Origin of the sequence: Plantactinospora sp. WMMB782 (assembly GCF_049179135.1) — a bacterium.
GTDB lineage: Bacteria > Actinomycetota > Actinomycetes > Mycobacteriales > Micromonosporaceae > Plantactinospora.
The window spans coordinates 206,084-223,759 of sequence record NZ_JBMHMC010000007.1 but is presented as its reverse complement, the minus strand read 5'-3'; the positions used below and the strand labels follow the sequence as shown (position 1 = coordinate 223,759).

At 73.0% G+C, this 17,676-nt stretch carries 14 protein-coding genes and 1 pseudogene; 14 read left to right on the top strand and 1 reads right to left on the bottom strand.

What is annotated here, in order from left to right; translation table 11 throughout:
• Positions 1-146: 146 nt before the first annotated feature.
• The 14 genes and pseudogenes from ACN28A_RS02850 (at position 147) to ACN28A_RS02785 (ending at position 16,798) form a co-directional block, all read left to right on the top strand.
• Positions 147-854: a cell division protein SepF gene (locus tag ACN28A_RS02850; RefSeq protein WP_421391995.1), complete on the top strand. Its 708-nt coding sequence runs from the start codon at positions 147-149 to the stop codon at positions 852-854.
• Positions 855-880: 26 nt separating this feature from the next.
• The gene (locus ACN28A_RS02845) at positions 881-1,192 is read left to right on the top strand and encodes a YggT family protein (RefSeq protein ID WP_421404106.1); all 312 of its coding nucleotides are present in this window, start codon (positions 881-883) and stop codon (positions 1,190-1,192) included.
• Positions 1,193-1,232: 40 nt separating this feature from the next.
• Positions 1,233-2,045, top strand: coding sequence for a DivIVA domain-containing protein (locus ACN28A_RS02840; RefSeq protein WP_421391993.1), 813 nt, complete (start codon positions 1,233-1,235; stop codon positions 2,043-2,045).
• A gap of 64 nt (positions 2,046-2,109) precedes the next feature.
• Complete coding sequence (locus ACN28A_RS02835; protein ID WP_421391990.1) at positions 2,110-2,829, top strand: hypothetical protein; 720 nt, start codon at positions 2,110-2,112, stop codon at positions 2,827-2,829.
• A gap of 181 nt (positions 2,830-3,010) precedes the next feature.
• The gene (locus ACN28A_RS02830) at positions 3,011-3,340 is read left to right on the top strand and encodes a DUF167 domain-containing protein (protein WP_421391987.1); all 330 of its coding nucleotides are present in this window, start codon (positions 3,011-3,013) and stop codon (positions 3,338-3,340) included.
• A 148-nt stretch (positions 3,341-3,488) separates the two neighbouring features.
• Positions 3,489-4,991: a potassium/proton antiporter gene (locus ACN28A_RS02825; protein WP_421391986.1), complete on the top strand. Its 1,503-nt coding sequence runs from the start codon at positions 3,489-3,491 to the stop codon at positions 4,989-4,991.
• Positions 4,992-5,424: 433 nt separating this feature from the next.
• Positions 5,425-5,859 carry a TraR/DksA family transcriptional regulator gene (locus tag ACN28A_RS02820; RefSeq protein ID WP_421391983.1) on the top strand — a complete coding sequence of 145 codons (435 nt, stop codon included), beginning with the start codon at positions 5,425-5,427 and terminating at the stop codon, positions 5,857-5,859.
• A 65-nt stretch (positions 5,860-5,924) separates the two neighbouring features.
• Positions 5,925-6,521, top strand: a pseudogene (gene lspA / locus ACN28A_RS02815) (signal peptidase II); the annotation flags it as partial.
• A gap of 202 nt (positions 6,522-6,723) precedes the next feature.
• Positions 6,724-7,602: an RluA family pseudouridine synthase gene (locus ACN28A_RS02810; protein ID WP_421404104.1), complete on the top strand. Its 879-nt coding sequence runs from the start codon at positions 6,724-6,726 to the stop codon at positions 7,600-7,602.
• 39 nt (positions 7,603-7,641) lie between these two features.
• Entirely contained in the window at positions 7,642-8,769 is a 1,128-nt protein-coding gene (locus ACN28A_RS02805; protein WP_421391981.1) for a hypothetical protein, read from the top strand.
• Between the two features lie 135 nt (positions 8,770-8,904).
• A complete protein-coding gene (locus ACN28A_RS02800; RefSeq protein ID WP_421391980.1) occupies positions 8,905-10,785 on the top strand; it encodes an AAA family ATPase in 1,881 nt (626 codons plus the stop codon).
• Positions 10,786-11,121: 336 nt separating this feature from the next.
• Positions 11,122-14,655, top strand: coding sequence for a DNA polymerase III subunit alpha (gene dnaE, locus ACN28A_RS02795; RefSeq protein WP_421391978.1), 3,534 nt, complete (start codon positions 11,122-11,124; stop codon positions 14,653-14,655).
• Positions 14,656-14,809: 154 nt separating this feature from the next.
• On the top strand, positions 14,810-15,757 hold the full coding sequence (locus ACN28A_RS02790) for a DUF559 domain-containing protein (protein ID WP_421391977.1): 948 nt from the start codon (positions 14,810-14,812) through the stop codon (positions 15,755-15,757).
• 441 nt (positions 15,758-16,198) lie between these two features.
• The gene (locus ACN28A_RS02785) at positions 16,199-16,798 is read left to right on the top strand and encodes a DUF2567 domain-containing protein (RefSeq protein ID WP_421391975.1); all 600 of its coding nucleotides are present in this window, start codon (positions 16,199-16,201) and stop codon (positions 16,796-16,798) included.
• Here ACN28A_RS02785 and ACN28A_RS02780 read toward each other — a convergent pair.
• On the bottom strand, positions 16,713-17,486 hold the full coding sequence (locus ACN28A_RS02780; protein WP_421391974.1) for an LON peptidase substrate-binding domain-containing protein: 774 nt from the start codon (positions 17,484-17,486) through the stop codon (positions 16,713-16,715). The genes ACN28A_RS02785 and ACN28A_RS02780 overlap by 86 nt on opposite strands.
• Positions 17,487-17,676: the final 190 nt, after the last annotated feature.

Genomic DNA, 17,676 nt, shown 5'->3' with positions numbered 1-17,676 from the left:
CCCCACTGGCGGGGGTCGGGGTGAGACCGGTTTCACGGTCGTGCCAGGGGTTGCCGTCTCGGGCCGGTGGGCACTGCAGTGTTCACGCGCGTGGCAGGGGCACGGCACGGGGGGTGAGTGTCGCACGGCGGACGGAGGGGCGCGGGATGGGTGCACTGCGCAAAGCGGGGGTCTGGCTCGGGCTCGTCGAGGAGGACGACGAGCGGGCCTACGACGACGGTGGCTACGACAAGGGTGGCTACCGTGAGTCGCGCTATCGGCAGAGCCGGTATGCGGACGAGTTCGCCGACGAGGACGAGGAGCAGGACGAGGCTCCGCCGCCGCCCCGGCCCCGGGCCGGTGAGCGGACCCGGCTGGCCGAGCGCAACGTCGGGCGTGCCGTCGAGCACGACCGGTCCGACGGTGACCGTCCGGAGCGGACCGACCGCGTGGAGCGATCCAGCGTGCGGTCGATCAGCCGGCCGGGCGGCTCCGAGCCGTCCGGCGCGTTGACGTACCAGACCCGGGACAATCTCGCGCTCGCACCGCAGTCCCAGGTGCGGGAGCGGCCGGTGCCGGTCGAGCAGCCGGAGCAGCGTTACCAGATCACGACGCTGCACGTCACCACGTACCGCGAGGGTCGCACCATCGGGGAGCACTTCCGCGACGGCGTCCCGGTGATCATCAACCTCACCGAGATGGACGAGGCGGATGCCCGCCGATTGGTCGATTTCGCCGCCGGGTTGGCCTTCGGGCTGCGCGGTACGATCGAGCGCGTGACCAACCGGGTGTTCCTACTCTCACCGGCTAACGTCCAGGTCACCGCGGAGGACAAGGCCAAGATCGCTGAGGGTGGGTTTTTCAGCCTGAGTTAGCCCGACCGAGGGATCCGCCTGCCGTGCTGCTGTCCATCCTGTTTCAGGTCCTCTACCTGATCGTGTACATCTTCCTCCTGCTGCTTTTGGCCCGATTTGTCCTAAGTGCCGTGCTGCAGTACGGTCGCCGCTGGCAGCCGAGCCGGGCAGCCTCGGCGGGAATGGAATCGGTGTGGAGCGTCACTGATCCGCCTCTCAAGGCGTTGAGGCGTGTGATCCCGCCATTGCGAATTGGTACCGTGAGCATCGACCTGGCCTCCCTTGTGCTCCTGGTTATCCTGTTCGTGCTGATGAGTTTCGTGTTAGGGCCGTTGATCGCCAGGTCAACCACCTGGTGACCAGCGTGCCGCGCGGCCGCAACTGACCCGAGGAGTTTCGATGCCGCTGACCCCGGCCGACGTCCACAACGTCGCCTTCAAGAAGCCGCCTATCGGCAAGCGGGGGTATGACGAGGAGGAAGTCGACGCGTTTCTGGACGAGGTCGAGCGCGAGCTCGCCCGTCTGATCGAAGAGAACAACGAGCTTCGCGCCCAGGTGGAGCGCGGCGGTCGTGGCGGCGCACCAGCCGGCCCGAGCGCCGACCCGCGACTGGCCGCCGAGCTCAACGACGTCAAGGCGCAGCTCGACCGGGTGCAGCGCGACAAGGCCGCGGCCGAGCAGGCCGCCCGGGCCATGCAGGCCGAGCTGGAGCAGGTGCGGGCGCAGGCCGGCCCGGCGGTGGGCGGCGGCGGCGACGGCGAGCAGCAGGCACTCCGGGTGCTGATGATGGCGCAGCGCACGGCGGACGACCACGTCTCCGACGCGCGCCGCGAGGCCGACAAGCTGCTCTCCGACGCGCGCAGCAAGGCCGAGGAGGTCACCCGGGAGGCGCGGGCCAAGGCCGACGCGCTGGAGCGGGACGCCCGCCAGCGGCACCAGGAGGCCATGGGCGGCCTGGACGCCAAGCGCACCGCGCTGCAGAAGCACATCGAGGAGCTCAAGCAGTTCGAGCGCGAGTACCGCACCCGGCTCAAGGCGTACCTGGAGAGTCAGCTGCGCGACCTCGACGGGCGTGGCCAGGGTCTGGAGGTGGAGATGACCCGGACCGACGGCAATCGGTCCGGTGCCGGGACTCCCGGCCTCGCCACCGCCGGCCTGGCGAACTCGTACGGCGGGGGTGGCCGTTCCGGCGCACTCGAGACCGGGCGCTGATCCCCACCAGGGACCAGCGCGGGCGGTACCACCACAACCGGAACCGATGCGTCGGGGGTGAGCCGTGATAGTCGGCAGTCTGGTGCTCATCCTCGCCGCCGTCGCACTACTCGTGCTCGGTCTGGCGAGCGGGTCGAGCGGCCTGCTGATCGGCTCGATCGCGGTCAGCCTGCTGGCCGCCGTCGCGCTGGTGGTGGGTGCCCGGCAGGCGGCCGGGGCCCGGGGGGTGGCCAGCGGCTTCGCTCCGGACGGACCCGGCGACGACGGGTTCACCACCCGTGCCGGCGAGGCGACCGAACCGCGTCGTCGCCGCCCACCGACCAGCGCCCGGCGGGCACCGACCGACCCCCGGCTCGCCGAGGCCGGGCCGGCCGGTCCGATCCCCGGAAGCGGGCCGGTGCTGACCGAGCCCGTCGAGGCGACGGTCCCCGCCCAGGCGAGCCGGCCGGGCACCGACGACGACACCGGCTGGCGGCAACCGGCCGGCGGGTCGGAGGCGCCCGCGGCGGATCCGGGCGGGCCCGGCGAGCCGGACGACGACGTCCCGGCGGACGAGCCGGCAGCCCAGCCGGTCTCCGAGGCCGAGGCCGCGCTGGTCGCCGCCCTGCTCGACGACGTGTACGTGGTCGACGGCCGGCCGCGCTACCACCTCGTCGACTGCGCACACCTGTCCGGTCGGGAGAGCGAACCGCTTCCGGTGAGCGAGGCGGTGGAGCTCGGCTTCACCCCGTGCGGGCGCTGCGAGCCGGACACCGCCCTGCTCACCGATGCGCACCGGCGCTGACGGCCGGCCCGGCGCCGGCCAGGATGAACAGCGCGGGGTCGACGGTTCGCGGCACGGCAGCGGCACAGGGGGTTCCGGCTCACCGATGCGCACCGGCGCTGACAGCCGGCCCGGCGCCGGCCAGGGCGCAGATCGCGGGGTCGACGGTTCGCGGCAATCCAGCGGCACGCGGGGTTCCGGTGTGGACGCCGGGCGAGGTCCCGCCCGGAGCGGGGCCGGAGCGCTGACCGTCGCGGTCCGGGTCAGGCCGGGCGCGTCCCGGGCCCGGGTCGGTGGCCGCTTCGACGGCCCGCACGGACCCGCCCTGGTGATCGCGGTCCATCCGCCGGCCGCCGACGGCCGGGCGACCGAGGCGGCTCGGCGGGCACTTGCCGAGGCACTCGGGCTGCGCCCGGCGGCGGTCACCCTGCGTACCGGTGCGGCCAGCCGGGACAAACTCTTCCTGGTGGACGGGGCCGACTCCGAGGTCGGAGCGCGGCTGTGCCAGCTGCGCGACGGACCCGTTCGGTGAACCTCCACCCGTCCTCCGCCCCGACCTGGTCGGACCGGCGGTGGCGTCCGGGTCGGCCGGAGTGGCTGCCGGGCGCCCGATCGGCCGCCGACCACCTCGGCGTTCCCCACCATCTTCGGGTGCCCGCCCGGCCCAGTGCGCGGCAGCCGTGACGGACCGGCTCGACGTCGCCCTGCTGATCGGCGCGGCGGTACTCCTCGTCGCGGTCGGCGCGGTCCGGCTCTCGACCCGGCTCGGCGTGCCGAGCCTGCTGGTCTATCTCGCCATCGGGGTGGGGATCGGCGAGTCCGGTCTCGGCATCCCGTTCGACGACGCCGAGCTGACCCGGATTCTCGGCTACTGCGCGCTGATCGTGATCATCGCCGAGGGGGGCCTGACCGCGCGGTGGAGCACCCTCCGGCCGGTACTCGGCACCTCCGTCACGCTGGCCACCGTCGGCGTGGCGATCAGCATCGGCGTGGTCGGGGTGGTGGTGCACGCCCTGCTCGACCTGGACTGGCGGCTCGCCCTGCTCTACGGCGCGGTGCTCTCCTCCACCGACGCGGCGGCGGTCTTCGCCACCCTGCGCTGGCTGCGGCTGCCGCGCCGGCTGGTGGCCACCCTGGAGGCCGAGTCGGGGATGAACGACGCCCCGGTGGTACTGCTGGTGGTGCTGCTCTCCACCACGTCACTGGCCGGCCACGTCTGGTGGCACGAGGCGCTGCTGCTCGGCTACGAGCTGGCCGCCGGTGCCGTACTCGGGTTCGGGGTGGGGATGCTCGGCCGCTGGACGCTGCGCCGGGCGGCACTGCCCTCCTCCGGGCTCTATCCGATCGCCGCGGTCGGCCTCACCGTACTGGCCTACGGGGTGGCCACCGTCTCGCACGCCTCGGGGTTCATCGCGGTCTACGTCGCCGGCGTGGTGCTGGGCAACTCCCGGTTGCCGCACCGGCAGACGATCCTCGGCTTCGCCGACGGGCTGGCCTGGCTGGCCCAGATCGGCCTCTTCGTGCTGCTCGGCCTGCTCAGCTCGCCGGGACGACTGGAGAATGCACTGCTGCCCGCCGTGGTCACCGGAGTGGCGCTGACCTTCCTGGCCCGGCCACTGTCGGTACTGGTAAGCGTGGTCGGGTTCCGGGTGCCGCCCCGGGAGCAGCTCTTCCTGTCCTGGGCCGGGCTGCGCGGCGCGGTGCCGATCGTGCTGGCCACGATCCCGCTCTCCGAAGGGCTGCCCGGAGCCGCCCAGCTCTTCGACACCGTCTTCGTACTGGTGGTGATCTTCACGCTGGTGCAGGCCGGCACGCTGGGCCCGGTGGCCCGCCGGCTGGGGATCGCCGCCCCGGCCGAGCTGACCGAGCTGCGGGTGGAGACCGCTCCGCTGGAACGGATGCAGGCGGACCTGTTGCAGTTGGTGATCCCGTCGGGCTCGCGGCTGGTCGGCGTACACCTCGACGAGCTGCGCCTGCCGCAGGGTGCGTCGGTCACCCTGGTCTCCCGGGACGGCGTCGGGTTCGTGCCCGGCCCGGACACCCGGCTGAAGGTGGGCGACAGCCTGTTGATCGTGGCGACCGCGCGGGTCCGGGACGAGGTCGAGCGCCGGCTGCGGGCGGTCAACCGGCGGGGCCGGCTGGCCCGGTGGTTCGGGGAGTACGGGGACGATCGCAACAAATAATGCTATTGTTCCTTTCGCCCGCTTTGCGGATTATACCGCGTTCTACGGGTAACATCGGTGCGGCATGTTGTCGGACGTCTGTACGTTCCGTATTGTTGCCAACCTCCGGAGTGCGCGGCGTCCCGCCGCGCGCCCGTTTTGCAATTGGGGGACGTCGTGGTCGGACGGGCGTGGCTCGGAGGCGAACCAGCCGGAAAGTCCGGTTCGTCGCTGGCTGCCGGCACCGTCCAGCAGCCCCGCAGTGCCGCGCGGCACCGACCTCCGGCATCCCCGGGACCCGGCGACGGCGGATCCCGCCGCCGGCCGTACCCGACCGGTCGCACCCGCCGGAGCGACCGCACCGCCCAGGACCCGCCGGACCGTCACGGGAGCGTCGGAGGTTCCTGTCCAGGCACGGCCGATCGCCGCGGAGTACGCGGCCGAGGGAGCGACGATGGCTAAGCCAGCAGAGACCAGGACCGCAGGCCGCAAGTCGGCACCGAAGGCAACAGCGCCGAAGGCCTCGCGCAGCGCCGCCGAGACCGAGAAGATCCGCGCCGCGCTGGCGGCCCGTCGGGACGAACTCCGTGCCGAGTACGATCAGACGCTGAGCGAGATCACCGAGCTGCAGCGCGACCGGTTGACCGACTCGGCCGGGGACGACCAGGCCGACACCGGCACCAAGACGTTCGAGCGGGAGCAGGAGATCTCCCTCGCCAACAGCATCCTGGAACGCATCACCCAGGTGGAGCGGGCGCTGGAGCGGGTGGACGAGGGCAGCTACGGCTGGTGCGAGCGGTGCGGCAACCCGATCCCGGTGGAGCGGCTCGCCGCCTTCCCCTCCGCCACCCTCTGCGTCTCGTGCAAGCAGTTGGAGGAGCGCCGGTGACCCGCACCGGCTGGTGAGCTGAGGAAAGGGACACCTGCTGAACAGCGACGACCAGCGGACGACGAACGACGGCGAGTCGACCGCGCGGGCCAGGGCGACCGGGTCCGGGCCGGGACGGGCCCGGCGGGTGGCCGTCACGGTGCTACTGCTCACCGCCGTACTGGCCTGGCTCGCCGATCTCGGCACCAAGCACCTCGCCCTGGCGACCCTCGCCGACCGCGACCCGGTACGCCTGCTCGGCGGCGCCGTCTACCTGACCCTGACCCGCAACAGCGGAGCGGCGTTCAGCCTCGGCTCCGGCTACACCTGGGTCTTCCCGCTGGTCACCGCCGGGGTGATCGGCTGGATCGGCTGGATGGCGCTGCGGCTGCGCTCGCTGCCCTGGGCGATCTCGCTCGGTCTGGTACTCGGCGGCGCCCTCGGCAACCTGACCGACCGGATCTTCCGGGCCCCCGGCGTCTTCGTCGGGCACGTGGTCGACATGGTCAGCCTCTTCGACCCGTACGGCCAGGTCTGGCCGATCTTCAACCTGGCCGACAGTGCCCTGGTCAGCGGCGTCGTCCTGGCGGTGCTGCTGGAGCTGACCGGCCGGCAGCGGGACGGCACCCGGCTGCGCTCCCGCCCGGCGAAGGGCGGCGCGGATTCCGCCGAGGGGCCGGGCGCACCGCCGGCCGAATCCGACCGAGCCGACCGAACGGACCGCGGTGAGGCCGCCGGGGCTCCGACCGGGGCCGGCCCGACCGGCGGCCGGGCCGAGACCGAGACCGAGCGACGGGACCTGACGTGACGTCCATCTCCGAGGCGGGTCCGGCGCACCCGGCCGGTGACCGCCGCTCGCTGCCGGTGCCCGACGGCCTCGACGGCATGCGGCTGGACCAGGCGGTGTCCCGGCTCTTCGGCCTCTCCCGCACGGTGGCGGCGGCACTTGTCGAGGCCGGCGACGCCCTGGTCGACGGCGCCGCCCGGACCAAGTCCGAGCGGGTCAGCGCCGGCTCGTGGCTGGAGGTGGTGCTGCCCGCGCCGCCGACCGCGCCGACCGTCATCGCCGAGACGGTCCCCGGCCTGCGGGTGATCTACTCCGACGACGACATCGTGGTGGTCGACAAGCCGGTCGGGGTGGCCGCGCACCCGAGCCCGGGCTGGAGCGGGCCGACCGTGATCGGCGGGCTGGCCGCCCTCGGGCACACCATCGCGACAAGCGGAGCCGCCGAACGCCAGGGCGTGGTGCACCGGCTGGACGTCGGCACCACCGGGGTGATGGCGGTGGCCAAGAGCGAGCAGGCGTACAGCCTGCTCAAGCGGGCGTTCAAGGCCCGCGAGGTGGAGAAGCGCTACCACGCGGTGGTGCAGGGACACCTCGACCCGCTGCGCGGCACCGTCGACGCGCCGATCGACAGGCACCCGACCCACGACTACCGCTGGGCGGTGGTGGCCGGCGGCAAGCCGAGCATCACCCACTACGACACCCTGGAGGCGTTCCCGGCGGCGAGCCTGCTCGACGTACGGCTGGAGACCGGGCGTACCCACCAGATCCGGGTGCACCTCTCCACCCTGCGGCATCCGTGTGTCGGTGATCTGACATACGGCGCCGATCCGACCCTGGCGGCCCGGCTCGGCCTCACCCGACAGTGGCTGCACGCCCGTGAACTGGCCTTCGCGCACCCCCGGACGGCCGAGCAGGTCCGGTTCGTCAGCGACTACCCTGACGACCTGGAAGTTGCACTCCGCATCCTGCGCGACTGACCGATCCGGCAGGGATCACCCGACGAGGGAGTTTCGTCCGTGCGCCTCGGCGACCTGTTGCGACAGTTGGACGACCGACTGTTGCCGCCCCTGGTCCGGGGGACGGCCCGGCTCGGGCAGGGCCGGCTGCGGCTCCGGACGCTGAGCACTGTCGCACTGTTCTGCTCGGCGGCGGTACTCGTCACCGCCGTCTGGGCGGCCGATCGGCAACCGGCCGGCGACCCGACCGTCGGCGAGGTGACCCGGGTCGGGGTGGTGCAGGGCCAGTCCATCCCCGGCTATGTCGAGGCGGCCCGGCACGAGCTGCGGTCGCTTGTCTCCGCCGGCGCGGTCGAGCCGGCGGAACCGACGTACGCCCTGGTCACCATGTCGGCCTATCTGGCACCGGACCGGCTGACCCCGGTGCTGACCGGGATCGGTGTGTCGGAGGTCTTCGCCCGGCTGTGGCGCCCCGGCACCCAGACCGAGATCGTGCGGATCCCGGCCCTGCGCCTTCCGGACGACGTGCTGGCCGGAATGTCCGACGTCGCCGCGCGAAAGGACGGGGAGGCCCGGGACTACCAGGAACGGGCCGCCGCGATCACCGGCGAGGGTGCCCGGGAGCGGGAACTGCGCCAGTTCTACGCCAGCGGCGCCCGGGTCGCCGACGAGGAGGCGACCGCCTACCGGGCCCGCTGCTCGTGTCTCTACGCCGCGGTGGTGCGCGGCGACCCGGCCGCGCTGGAGCGGGTCGCCGCCCGCCCCGAGGTACGCGCGGTGGACCCGGCGCCGGAGGTGCGGCGGCTGGACCGTACCGTCTTCACTCCGCCCCTGCCCGAGCAGGACGGCGTGGCGCGCCCACCTGCCGACGCCGGTCTGCCGGCGAGCGGCGGCGTCCCGACCGCCGGGCCGGGTCCCGGCGGTGACCCGGCCGCCCCGCCGACCTCGGTTTCCTCGGCCGGATCGGCGGTCGAGCCGCCCGCCGATCCGTCGCTGACCCGGACCGCCGGCCCGGCCGGCTCCGACCCGACGGAGCCGCCGCCCACCGTGGACCCACCGGTCGAGGACGTCCCGCCGGAACCGGACCCGCCGCCCGGATCGGCGCCGCCCGAGATACCGTCGGAGCGGCCGCCGGTCGACGCACCCCCGGCCGAACTGGCCACCACCGGGGCGGTCGACGGAACATGACGGTGGACGGCACGATGGACGTCTGGTCGACGGCGGGCACGCCGACGGCGGTGGGTGCGCTCCCTAGGTGGCCCGAATAGGGTTTGCTTCGTAGCCTGTCAGGGCGGGGACCGATGGTGCTGGGAGGGGCGAGCCGTGGACGGCACCGAGACCGGCTGGGGCCGGCCGGCGGAATCAGCGCCGCGCTGGCGGGCGCTGCTCGACCGGGCCCTGCACGGCGGCCGCACCGACGAGCAGCAGACCGTCGGCGAGCGACCCGGGCCGGAGCCGGCTGCCGACGGCGGCCACGCCGCCGGCCGGTCCGCCGGTTACCCCGGCGGCCGCCCGGAACGCGACCCCCGGCCACCTGCCCCGGGCTACCCGGCCGGACCGGGATATCCGCCCGCGCCCGGCTACGGCGGAGCCGGCCAGCCGGCCGAATCCCGCTACGCGGCCCTGGAGAGCGGCTACCGCCCCGATCCCGGCTTCGGCGCCGGGCGCCCGACCGACCCCGGTTTCGGGCCAGGGAGACCAGTCGACCCCGGTCCCGGGGCGGGACGACCAGCCGATCCCGGTTTCGGATCGGGGAGATCGACCGATCCCGGTTTCGGGGCGGGACGACCAGCCGATCCCGGTTTCGGGCCGGGGAGATCGACCGATCCCGGTTTCGGAGCGGGGAGATCGACCGATCCGGGTTTCGGGGCGGGGCGGCCGGCCGAACCCGGCTATCGGCCCGGGCCGACCCATCCCGCCGAGCCGGGCTTCCGACCCGGCCCCGACCACCGGCCCGGTGCCGCCGACCGCCGGGAGCCGGGCTACCAGCCCGGCGGCTACCGGCCCGACCCCGGCTACCACCGGGGCGAGCCCGAGGCGTACCGATCCGAACCGGCCGGCCCGGACTACCCCGGCGAGTCCCGCTACGCCGGGCTCGGCGGCTACCAGCCTCCGCCGGTGGTGCCGGCACCCCGGCCGGCCCTGCCCGGCCCGCCGCCCCCGACCCGCCGACCCGACTCCGGCGCCGCGCCTGCCCTGCCGCCGCCGGCCACCGGCCGGTCGATCCCGGCGCCCCGGGCCTCGCTGGCGCCCCCGGTCACCCCGGCGGCTCCGCCGGTCGGCCCGGCGCCGGCACCGGCCGGGAACTATCCGGCGGCCGACGTCGGATACGCGCCGGTGTCCCGGCGGGCCAGCCTGGACCCCTTCGCCGGCCGGCCGCAGCGGTCGGCCGACCCGGAGGTGGAACGCGCCCGCAACGTGCTCCGCCGCGAACTCGGCTCGCCCCGGGTCATCGCCTTCGCCAACCCGAAGGGCGGCGTACACAAGACCACGGCGACGGTGCTCGGCGCCGCGACGGTGGGCAGCGTACGCGGCCGCGGCGTGCTCGCCTGGGACGACAACGAACTGCGCGGCACCCTCGGGCTGCGGGCCGGCAGCGCCCGGCACGCGCGGACCATCCGGCACCTGGTCGCCGACCTGATCGAGATCGAGGCGCTGCCGAGCAACCAGTTGCTCGACCGGCTCGACGACTACCTCCGGCACGCCTCCGACGGCTCCTACGACGTACTTGCCGGCGAGGAGAGTCCCCGGTTCGCCCAGCGTCTCGACCAGCACACCGTCCGGCGGGTCTTGGAGCTGCTCCGCCGCACCCACGACGTGATCTGCGTGGACACCGGCAACAACGTGGAGAGTTCCAACTGGCAGACGGTGCTGCGCGCCGCCGACCAGCTGGTCGTGACCACGGTGCCCCGGGAGGACGCCGCGTTCACCGCCGACTGGATGCTCGACCTGCTGCACGACATCGGCATGGGTGAGCTGGCGGACAACGCGGTCACCCTGCTCTCCTGCCCGACTCCGGGCCGCTCCCCGCTGCTGGACGACCTGAAGCGGCACTTCGCCACCCGGACCCGGGCGGTGGCGGTGGTGCCGTACGACCCGGCGCTGGAGACCGGCTCGTCGATCGAGTACGCCCAGCTGGCCCAGGAGACCCGGGACGCCTGGCTCCAGGCCGCCTCGATGATGTTGGAGCCGTTCGCCCGCTGACCGAGTGTTAGGAAGGACCCCCGCTAATCGTCTTCTGTCGCGCCAGGGCCCTTCCTGACGAGCGTGGGGTGTGGGGCGGGCGGGGTGTGGGGCAGGTCGCCGAGGGAGTGTCAAGGCTGGAGACCGGGAGGCCCGGGGACTAGGCTCGGTGGCCGGCAGCCGCGCCGTCGCCGGTGCTGACCCGGTGCCGGGGCACGGTCGGTGCCGTCCGGCCCGCGCCCGGCCGGCGTCGCGCGGTGCTGCCGTTGGGGGATGCGTCGCTGGGTGACCGGTAGCCGCCGTCGACAGTTCGTCGGCGGGCGGGCCGGCGGCCCGGGTGAGGGAAGGGGGCCCTGGGTGTCTGACTCGTTCGTGCACCTGCACGTGCACACCGAGTATTCGATGCTCGACGGGGCGGCCCGACTCAAGGAGCTGTTCGCCGAGACCGACCGGCTCGGCATGCCGGCGCTGGCCATGACCGACCACGGCAACCTCTTCGGGGCCTACGACTTCCACAAGCAGGCCAAGGCCGCCGGCGTGAAGCCGATCATCGGCAGCGAGATGTACCTGACCCCGGGGACCGACCGGCGGGACCGGACCCGGGTGCGCTGGGCGGACGGCGGCGAGAACGACGTCTCCGGCGGTGGCGCGTACACCCACATGACAATGCTCGCGGCGGACGCCGACGGGCTGCGTAACCTGTTCCGGTTGCAGTCCCGGGCCAGCCTGGAGGGTTACTACTTCAAGCCGCGCGCCGACCGGGAGCTGCTGCACCAGTACGGCAGGGGGATCATCGCCACCACCGGCTGCCCCTCCGGCGAGGTGCAGACCTGGCTGCGGATCGGCAACTTCGACAAGGCGTGCGAGTCGGCGGCCGAGTTCCGGGACATCTTCGGGGCGGAGAACTACTACCTCGAGGTGATGGACCACGGGCTCGACATCGAGACCCGGATCCGGCAGGACCTGATCCGGCTGGGCCGCAAGCTCAACCTCAAGCCGGTGGCCACCAACGACCTGCACTACACGTACGCAAAGGACGCCGACGCGCACGAGGTGCTGCTCTGCGTGCAGTCCGGCTCGACGCTGGCCGACCCGAAGCGGTTCAAGTTCGACGCCCGGGACTTCTACCTGAAGTCGCCGGCCGAGATGCGCGCCCTGTGGGACGCGGAGGTGCCGGGGGCCTGCGACAGCACGCTGGAGATCGCCGAGCGGGTCGGCGACTACTCCGAGCTGTTCGCGTCGCGCAACCTGATGCCGCAGTTCCCGGTGCCGGAGGGGGAGACCGAGGAGAGCTACCTGCGCGCCGAGGTGATGCGCGGGTTGCAGCGCCGGTTCCCCGGCGGGGTGCCGGAGGACCGGCGCCAGCAGGCGGAGTACGAACTCGACGTCATCCTCAAGATGGGCTTCCCCGGCTACTTCCTGGTCACCGCCGACCTGGTCGCCTACGCCAAGCGGGAGGGGATCCGGGTCGGGCCGGGCCGTGGCTCGGCCGCGGGTGCGCTCATCGCGTACGCGCTGGGCATCACCGAACTGGACCCGATGGCGCACGGCCTGCTCTTCGAGCGGTTCCTCAACCCCGACCGCGTCTCGATGCCCGACATCGACATGGACTTCGACGAGCGTAGGCGCGGCGACATGATCCGCTACGCCACGGAGAAGTACGGTGCGGAGCGGGTCGCGCAGATCATCACGTACGGGACGATCAAGGCCAAGGCGGCGATCAAGGACGCGGCCCGGGTCCTCGGCTACCCGTTCGCGATGGGTGACCGGATCACCAAGGCGATGCCCCCGGCCGTGATGGGCAAGGACATCCCGCTCGGCGGCATCTTCGACCCGGGCCACCCGCGCTATCCGGAGGCGGCCGAGTTCCGGCAGCTCTACGACGGCGACGGCGAGGTACGCAAGGTCGTCGACACCGCAAAGGGCCTGGAGGGGCTGAAGCGGCAGTGGGGGGTGCACGCGGCCGGGGTGATCCTGTCCCGGGACCCGCTCGTGGACGTGCTGCCGATCCAGAAGCGCGAGCAGGACGGCTCGATCATCACCCAGTGGGACATGGGTGCCTGCGAGACCATCGGCCTGCTCAAGATGGACTTCCTCGGCCTGCGCAACCTGACCATCATGGACGACGCGCTGGACGCGATCCGGGACAACCGGGGCGAGAACCTGGTCCTGGAGGACCTGCCGCTGGACGACAAGGCGACGTACGCGCTGCTCGGCCGGGGCGACACCCTCGGGGTGTTCCAGTTCGACGGCGGGCCGATGCGGGCGCTGCTGCGCTCGATGGCACCGGACAACTTCGAGGACATCTCGGCGGTCGGCGCGCTCTACCGGCCCGGCCCGATGGGCGCGAACGCGCACAACGAGTACGCCGACCGCAAGAACAACCGCAAGCCGGTGGTGCCGATCCACCCCGAACTCGCCGAGTCCCTGGAAGAGATCCTCGGCGACACCTACGGGCTGATCGTCTACCAGGAGCAGGTCATGGCGATCGCGCAGAAGGTGGCCGGGTACTCGCTCGGCAAGGCCGACCTGCTGCGCCGGGCGATGGGCAAGAAGAAGAAGGAGATCCTCGACAAGGAGTTCGCGCCGTTCGCCGCCGGCATGAAGGAGAACGGCTACAGCGACGCGGCGATCAAGACGCTCTGGGACATCCTGGTCCCGTTCTCCGACTACGCCTTCAACAAGGCGCACAGCGCGGCGTACGGCGTGGTCTCGTACTGGACCGCCTACCTGAAGGCGAACTATCCGGCCGAGTACATGTCGGCGCTGCTCACCTCGGTCGGCGACGACAAGGACAAGTCGGCGGTCTACCTGGCCGAGTGCCGGCGGATGGGCATCAAGGTGCTGCCGCCGGACGTGAACGAGTCCAACGCCCGGTTCGCCGCCGTCGGCGCGGACATCCGGTTCGGGCTCGGCGCGGTCCGCAACGTCGGCGCGAACGTGGTCGAGTCGATCCGGCGGGCCCGGAAGGAGAAGGGCAACTTCACCGACTTCTACGACTTCCTCCGCAAGGTCGACGCGGTGGTCTGCAACAAGCGCACGATCGAGTCGCTGATCAAGTCGGGGGCGTTCGACTCACTCGGTCACACCCGCAAGGGGCTGCTCGCCGTGCACGCCGACGCGATCGACTCCTTCGTGGCGCAGAAGCGCAACGAGGCCGTCGGCCAGTACGACCTCTTCGGGGACGCGTTCGCCGCCGGTGGCGAGTCCGCCGGTGCGATGGTGGTGACCCCGCCGATCCCGGACGGCGAGTGGGACAAGACCGACCTGCTCACCTTCGAACGCGAGATGCTCGGCCTCTATGTCTCCGACCATCCGCTCTTCGGGGTCGAGCACGTGCTGGCCGCCGCCGCGGACATGTCGATCGCGGCGCTCTCCGAGGAGGGCGGGGTCGCCGACGGGCAGGTGGTCACGCTGGCCGGCATCCTCTCCGGGGTGCAGCGCCGGATCACCAAGCAGGGCCGGGCGTGGGCGTCGGCCAGCCTGGAGGACCTCGGCGGCGCGGTCGAGGTGCTCTTCTTCCCGAACACCTACGAGCTGGTCGGGCAGTACATCGCCGAGGACGCGATCGTGGTGGTCAAGGGCCGGGTCGACAGGCGTGACGACCAGCCCCGGCTGATGGCGATGGACCTGTCGATGCCGGACATCACCGCGCCGGACGAGGTCAAGCCGGTGGTGTTGGCGTTGCCGCCGTCCCGCTGCACACCGCCGCTCGTCGAACGGCTCCGCGAGGTGCTGACCAGCCATCCCGGCTCGGCCGAGGTGCACGTCAAGCTGGTGAACGGCTCCCGGGCCACCCTGCTGCGGCTCAGCCCACTCCGGGTCGCACCCACCACCGCCCTGATGGCCGACCTCAAGGCCCTGCTGGGGCCGAGCGCCGTCGCGGGCTGAGCCGCGGCGGGCTGAGCTGCGGCGCGCGGTGGCGCCCGGTGGTGTGCGGTGGCGCGCGGTGTGGTGTGCGGTGGCGCGCGGTGTGGTGTGCGCAGTTATTGTCGTGGTAGCGACAGCAACTGCGCACACCAGCCGGTTTCATAGGCGGGTGCGGATGCCGAGCGATGGGGCGAGCGGACTGGAGTGGTTGCTGTTCGAGCAGGCGGGGGTGATCACCTGGACTCAGGCGGTCGCGGAGCTGACTCCCTCGAAGGTGCGGCACCTGTTGAGCACCGGCCGCTGGCGCCGGGTGGCCCGTAACGTACTGATCACCCAAGGCGGCCAGCTCACCCGGGAGCAGCACTGGTGGGTGGCGGTACTCGCCGCCGGTGACAGCGCGCTGCTCGCCGGCTTGGCGTCGGCCCGTGCGGGCGGGCTACGTGGGGCGTGGCGCAGCGATGTGGTCGACGTGCTCGTCCCGTACGGCAAGAGGGCACCCGACCTGCTGCGCCGGCTGCCGTTGGGTCTGCCGGCCGTACGCGTACGCCGAACCCGGCACCTGCCCGACGTCGACCGGCAGCGGGGCCGGCCGGATCGCACCACGATGGCCAGGGCGCTCGTCGACGCGGCACAGTGGGCACCCGGCGACGACGAGGCGCAGGTGATTCTCGCGGCCGGCTGCCAGCAACGCCGGGTCACGCCGGCCGAGATCGACGCCGTGATCGAGCGGATGCCCCAGCTGCGGCGGCGGGTGCTGATGCGGCAGACGATGGCAGACGTGGCGGGCGGGGCGGAGGCGCTCTCCGAGATCGACTTCGTTCGGCTCTGCCGCCGGCATCGGTTGCCGCCGCCGGATCAGCAGGAGCGCCGCAAGGATGCGCGCGGTCGGGTGCGTTATCTCGACGCCTACTGGCGGCGGTGGCGGCTGCACGCCGAGGTCGACGGGGCACACCACATGGACGCGCGACACTGGGCGGCGGACCTGCGCCGGCAGAACGAGATCTGGGTAGCCGGCGACCGCGTCCTGCGCTTCACCGCCTTCGACCTGCGTCGCAAGCCGGAGTACGTGGTGACACAGGTGCGCGCCGCGCTCGAGGCGGCCGGCTGGTGCGAGGGTCCGTGAGCGGCTCCTGCCGATACGTGGACCACCGGGAGCTGTCGCAGGAGCCGGCGACCGTCCGCGGGCGTCGCGCCGGCCCGGGACCGGGTCGGGCGGTTTCGGCGTACCGGGCCGCCAGCGCCGTGCGGGGCCTGAGAGGATCACCGGGTGAGTCCGGCACCCTCCCACCCCGACGGCACGTCCGGTGACAGCGACGACGGGCGGCCCCCGTCGATCTCGACGCCACCTGCCCCGCCTCCCGCGCCCGGCGCCGAGCCGGTCGGTGCCGAGGTGTCGATGGAAACAGCGGCTGCCGGCCGATACGCCTCCGGGCCATCGGACGCTCTCGGGCCGGCTCCGCTCGGGTACCCCGTCGTCGTCCCGCCTGCGGGCGGAGGTGATGGAGCCGGTCGAGGGCTGCGGAGCCTGGCGGTCAGCGGTGCCGCACTGCTGGGGTTGATCTTGTTGGGGGTTCCGTTCGGCCTGCTCTGGTGGGCCGTTTCGCCGGGCGTGCCGGTGGTGCAGGGCGAGGACGGTGCGCTGCTGGCCGCACCGCAGCCGGAGGAGTTCATCGCCGCCGACGGCTGGTTCAGCCTGCTCGGCTTCGGGCTCGGCGTGCTGGCCGCGATCGCGATGTGGCTGCTGCTGCGCCGGTACCGGGGGCCGGTCGGGATGCTCGTGGTGGTGTTCGGCATGCTCGGCGCCGCCGTACTCGCCTGGCAGCTCGGCCGGCAGATCGGTCTGGACGGCTACCAGCGGCTGCTGGCCGGCGCACCGCCGGGCGCCACGTTCAGCAAGCCGCCGGACCTGCACGGCGGACAGTACGACCTGCTGCTCGGGTTCATCCCGGCGATCGGGGACCTGCTGGTGCCGGCGTTCGGTGCCGCCGTGACGTACACCCTGCTGGCCGGCTGGTCCCGGTATCCCGGACTGCGTGGTGCCGAAGCCGAACCGGCACCGGTGGCCGGCCACCCGCCGCTCAGTTGGGACTTGCCGGTACCGCCAGCTCCGCCAGGGGCACCGGCACCGCCCGTACCTGACGCAACAGAGCCGCCTCGCGATTGAGCAGCCGCAGTTCGGCACTCAGCCGGCCGGCGGTGTCCGGGGTCGCCAGCAGGCGCTGCCGGTCGGTGAGGGTGAGCGCGGCGGTCGCGGCCACCAGGTGCGACAGCACGGTCGGGTCGTCCGGCAACTGCTCGGAGATCTCCTCCGGATCGTCCCGGACCAGGGTGAGGTAGCGCCGGAAGACCGCCAGCACCCTGGGAGCCAGCAGGTCGGCGAGCTGCTCCTGGCCGGCCGGCTCGGGCAGCCACTCGACCTCGGCGCTCAGGTACGGCGTGCCGACCTCCTCGACCCGGGCGATCCGGAACCGGCGACGGCCGACCGTGACCACGTCCAGCCGGCCGTCCGGCAGCTCCGTCACCTGCCGCAGCTCGGCGGTGCAGCCGACCTCGTGCAGGGTGACCGGGGCACCGTCCGGGCGCCGGTCAACCAGCTCCGGCACCCCCGGCTGGTCCGGCACCCCCGGCTGGGTTTCCTGGCCGGATTCGGACTCCGGCTCGGGGCGGGCGGCCACCGACGCCGACCCGCCGCTGCGGATCGCCACCACGCCGAACTCCCGGGGCGTGCCGTCCGGCAGGCCGCGCAGGTGCCGCATCAGCTCCAGATAACGCGCCTCGAATATGTGCAACGGCAGGACCAGGCCGGGAAAGAGTACCGTCCCGAGCGGAAACACCGGCAGCCGCGCGTCCACCGTCCGAGCCTAGCCCGTCGGCGCTGCCGGTGAACCGCCCCGCCCGGTCGGTCGTTCCCGCCGTAGCGGCCGGTTCTGCCGGCGGTGGTCCGGCCCGCGCCCGGTTCTGCCGGCGGTGGTCCGGCCCGCGGCCGGGTTGAGGCCGCGGACGGCTCGCTGAGGCTGGCCGCACCGGCCGGTTTCGTCGGTG

What these genes read in the sequence shown, in the direction of transcription:
- ACN28A_RS02850 (WP_421391995.1), top strand. Translation starts at nt 147, where the DNA reads ATGGGTGCACTGCGCAAAGCGGGGGTCTGGCTCGGGCTCGTCGAGGAG.
- ACN28A_RS02820 (WP_421391983.1), top strand. Translation starts at nt 5,425, where the DNA reads ATGGCTAAGCCAGCAGAGACCAGGACCGCAGGCCGCAAGTCGGCACCG.
- ACN28A_RS02810 (WP_421404104.1), top strand. Translation starts at nt 6,724, where the DNA reads ATGCGGCTGGACCAGGCGGTGTCCCGGCTCTTCGGCCTCTCCCGCACG.
- ACN28A_RS02790 (WP_421391977.1), top strand. Translation starts at nt 14,810, where the DNA reads ATGCCGAGCGATGGGGCGAGCGGACTGGAGTGGTTGCTGTTCGAGCAG.
- ACN28A_RS02840 (WP_421391993.1), top strand. Translation starts at nt 1,233, where the DNA reads ATGCCGCTGACCCCGGCCGACGTCCACAACGTCGCCTTCAAGAAGCCG.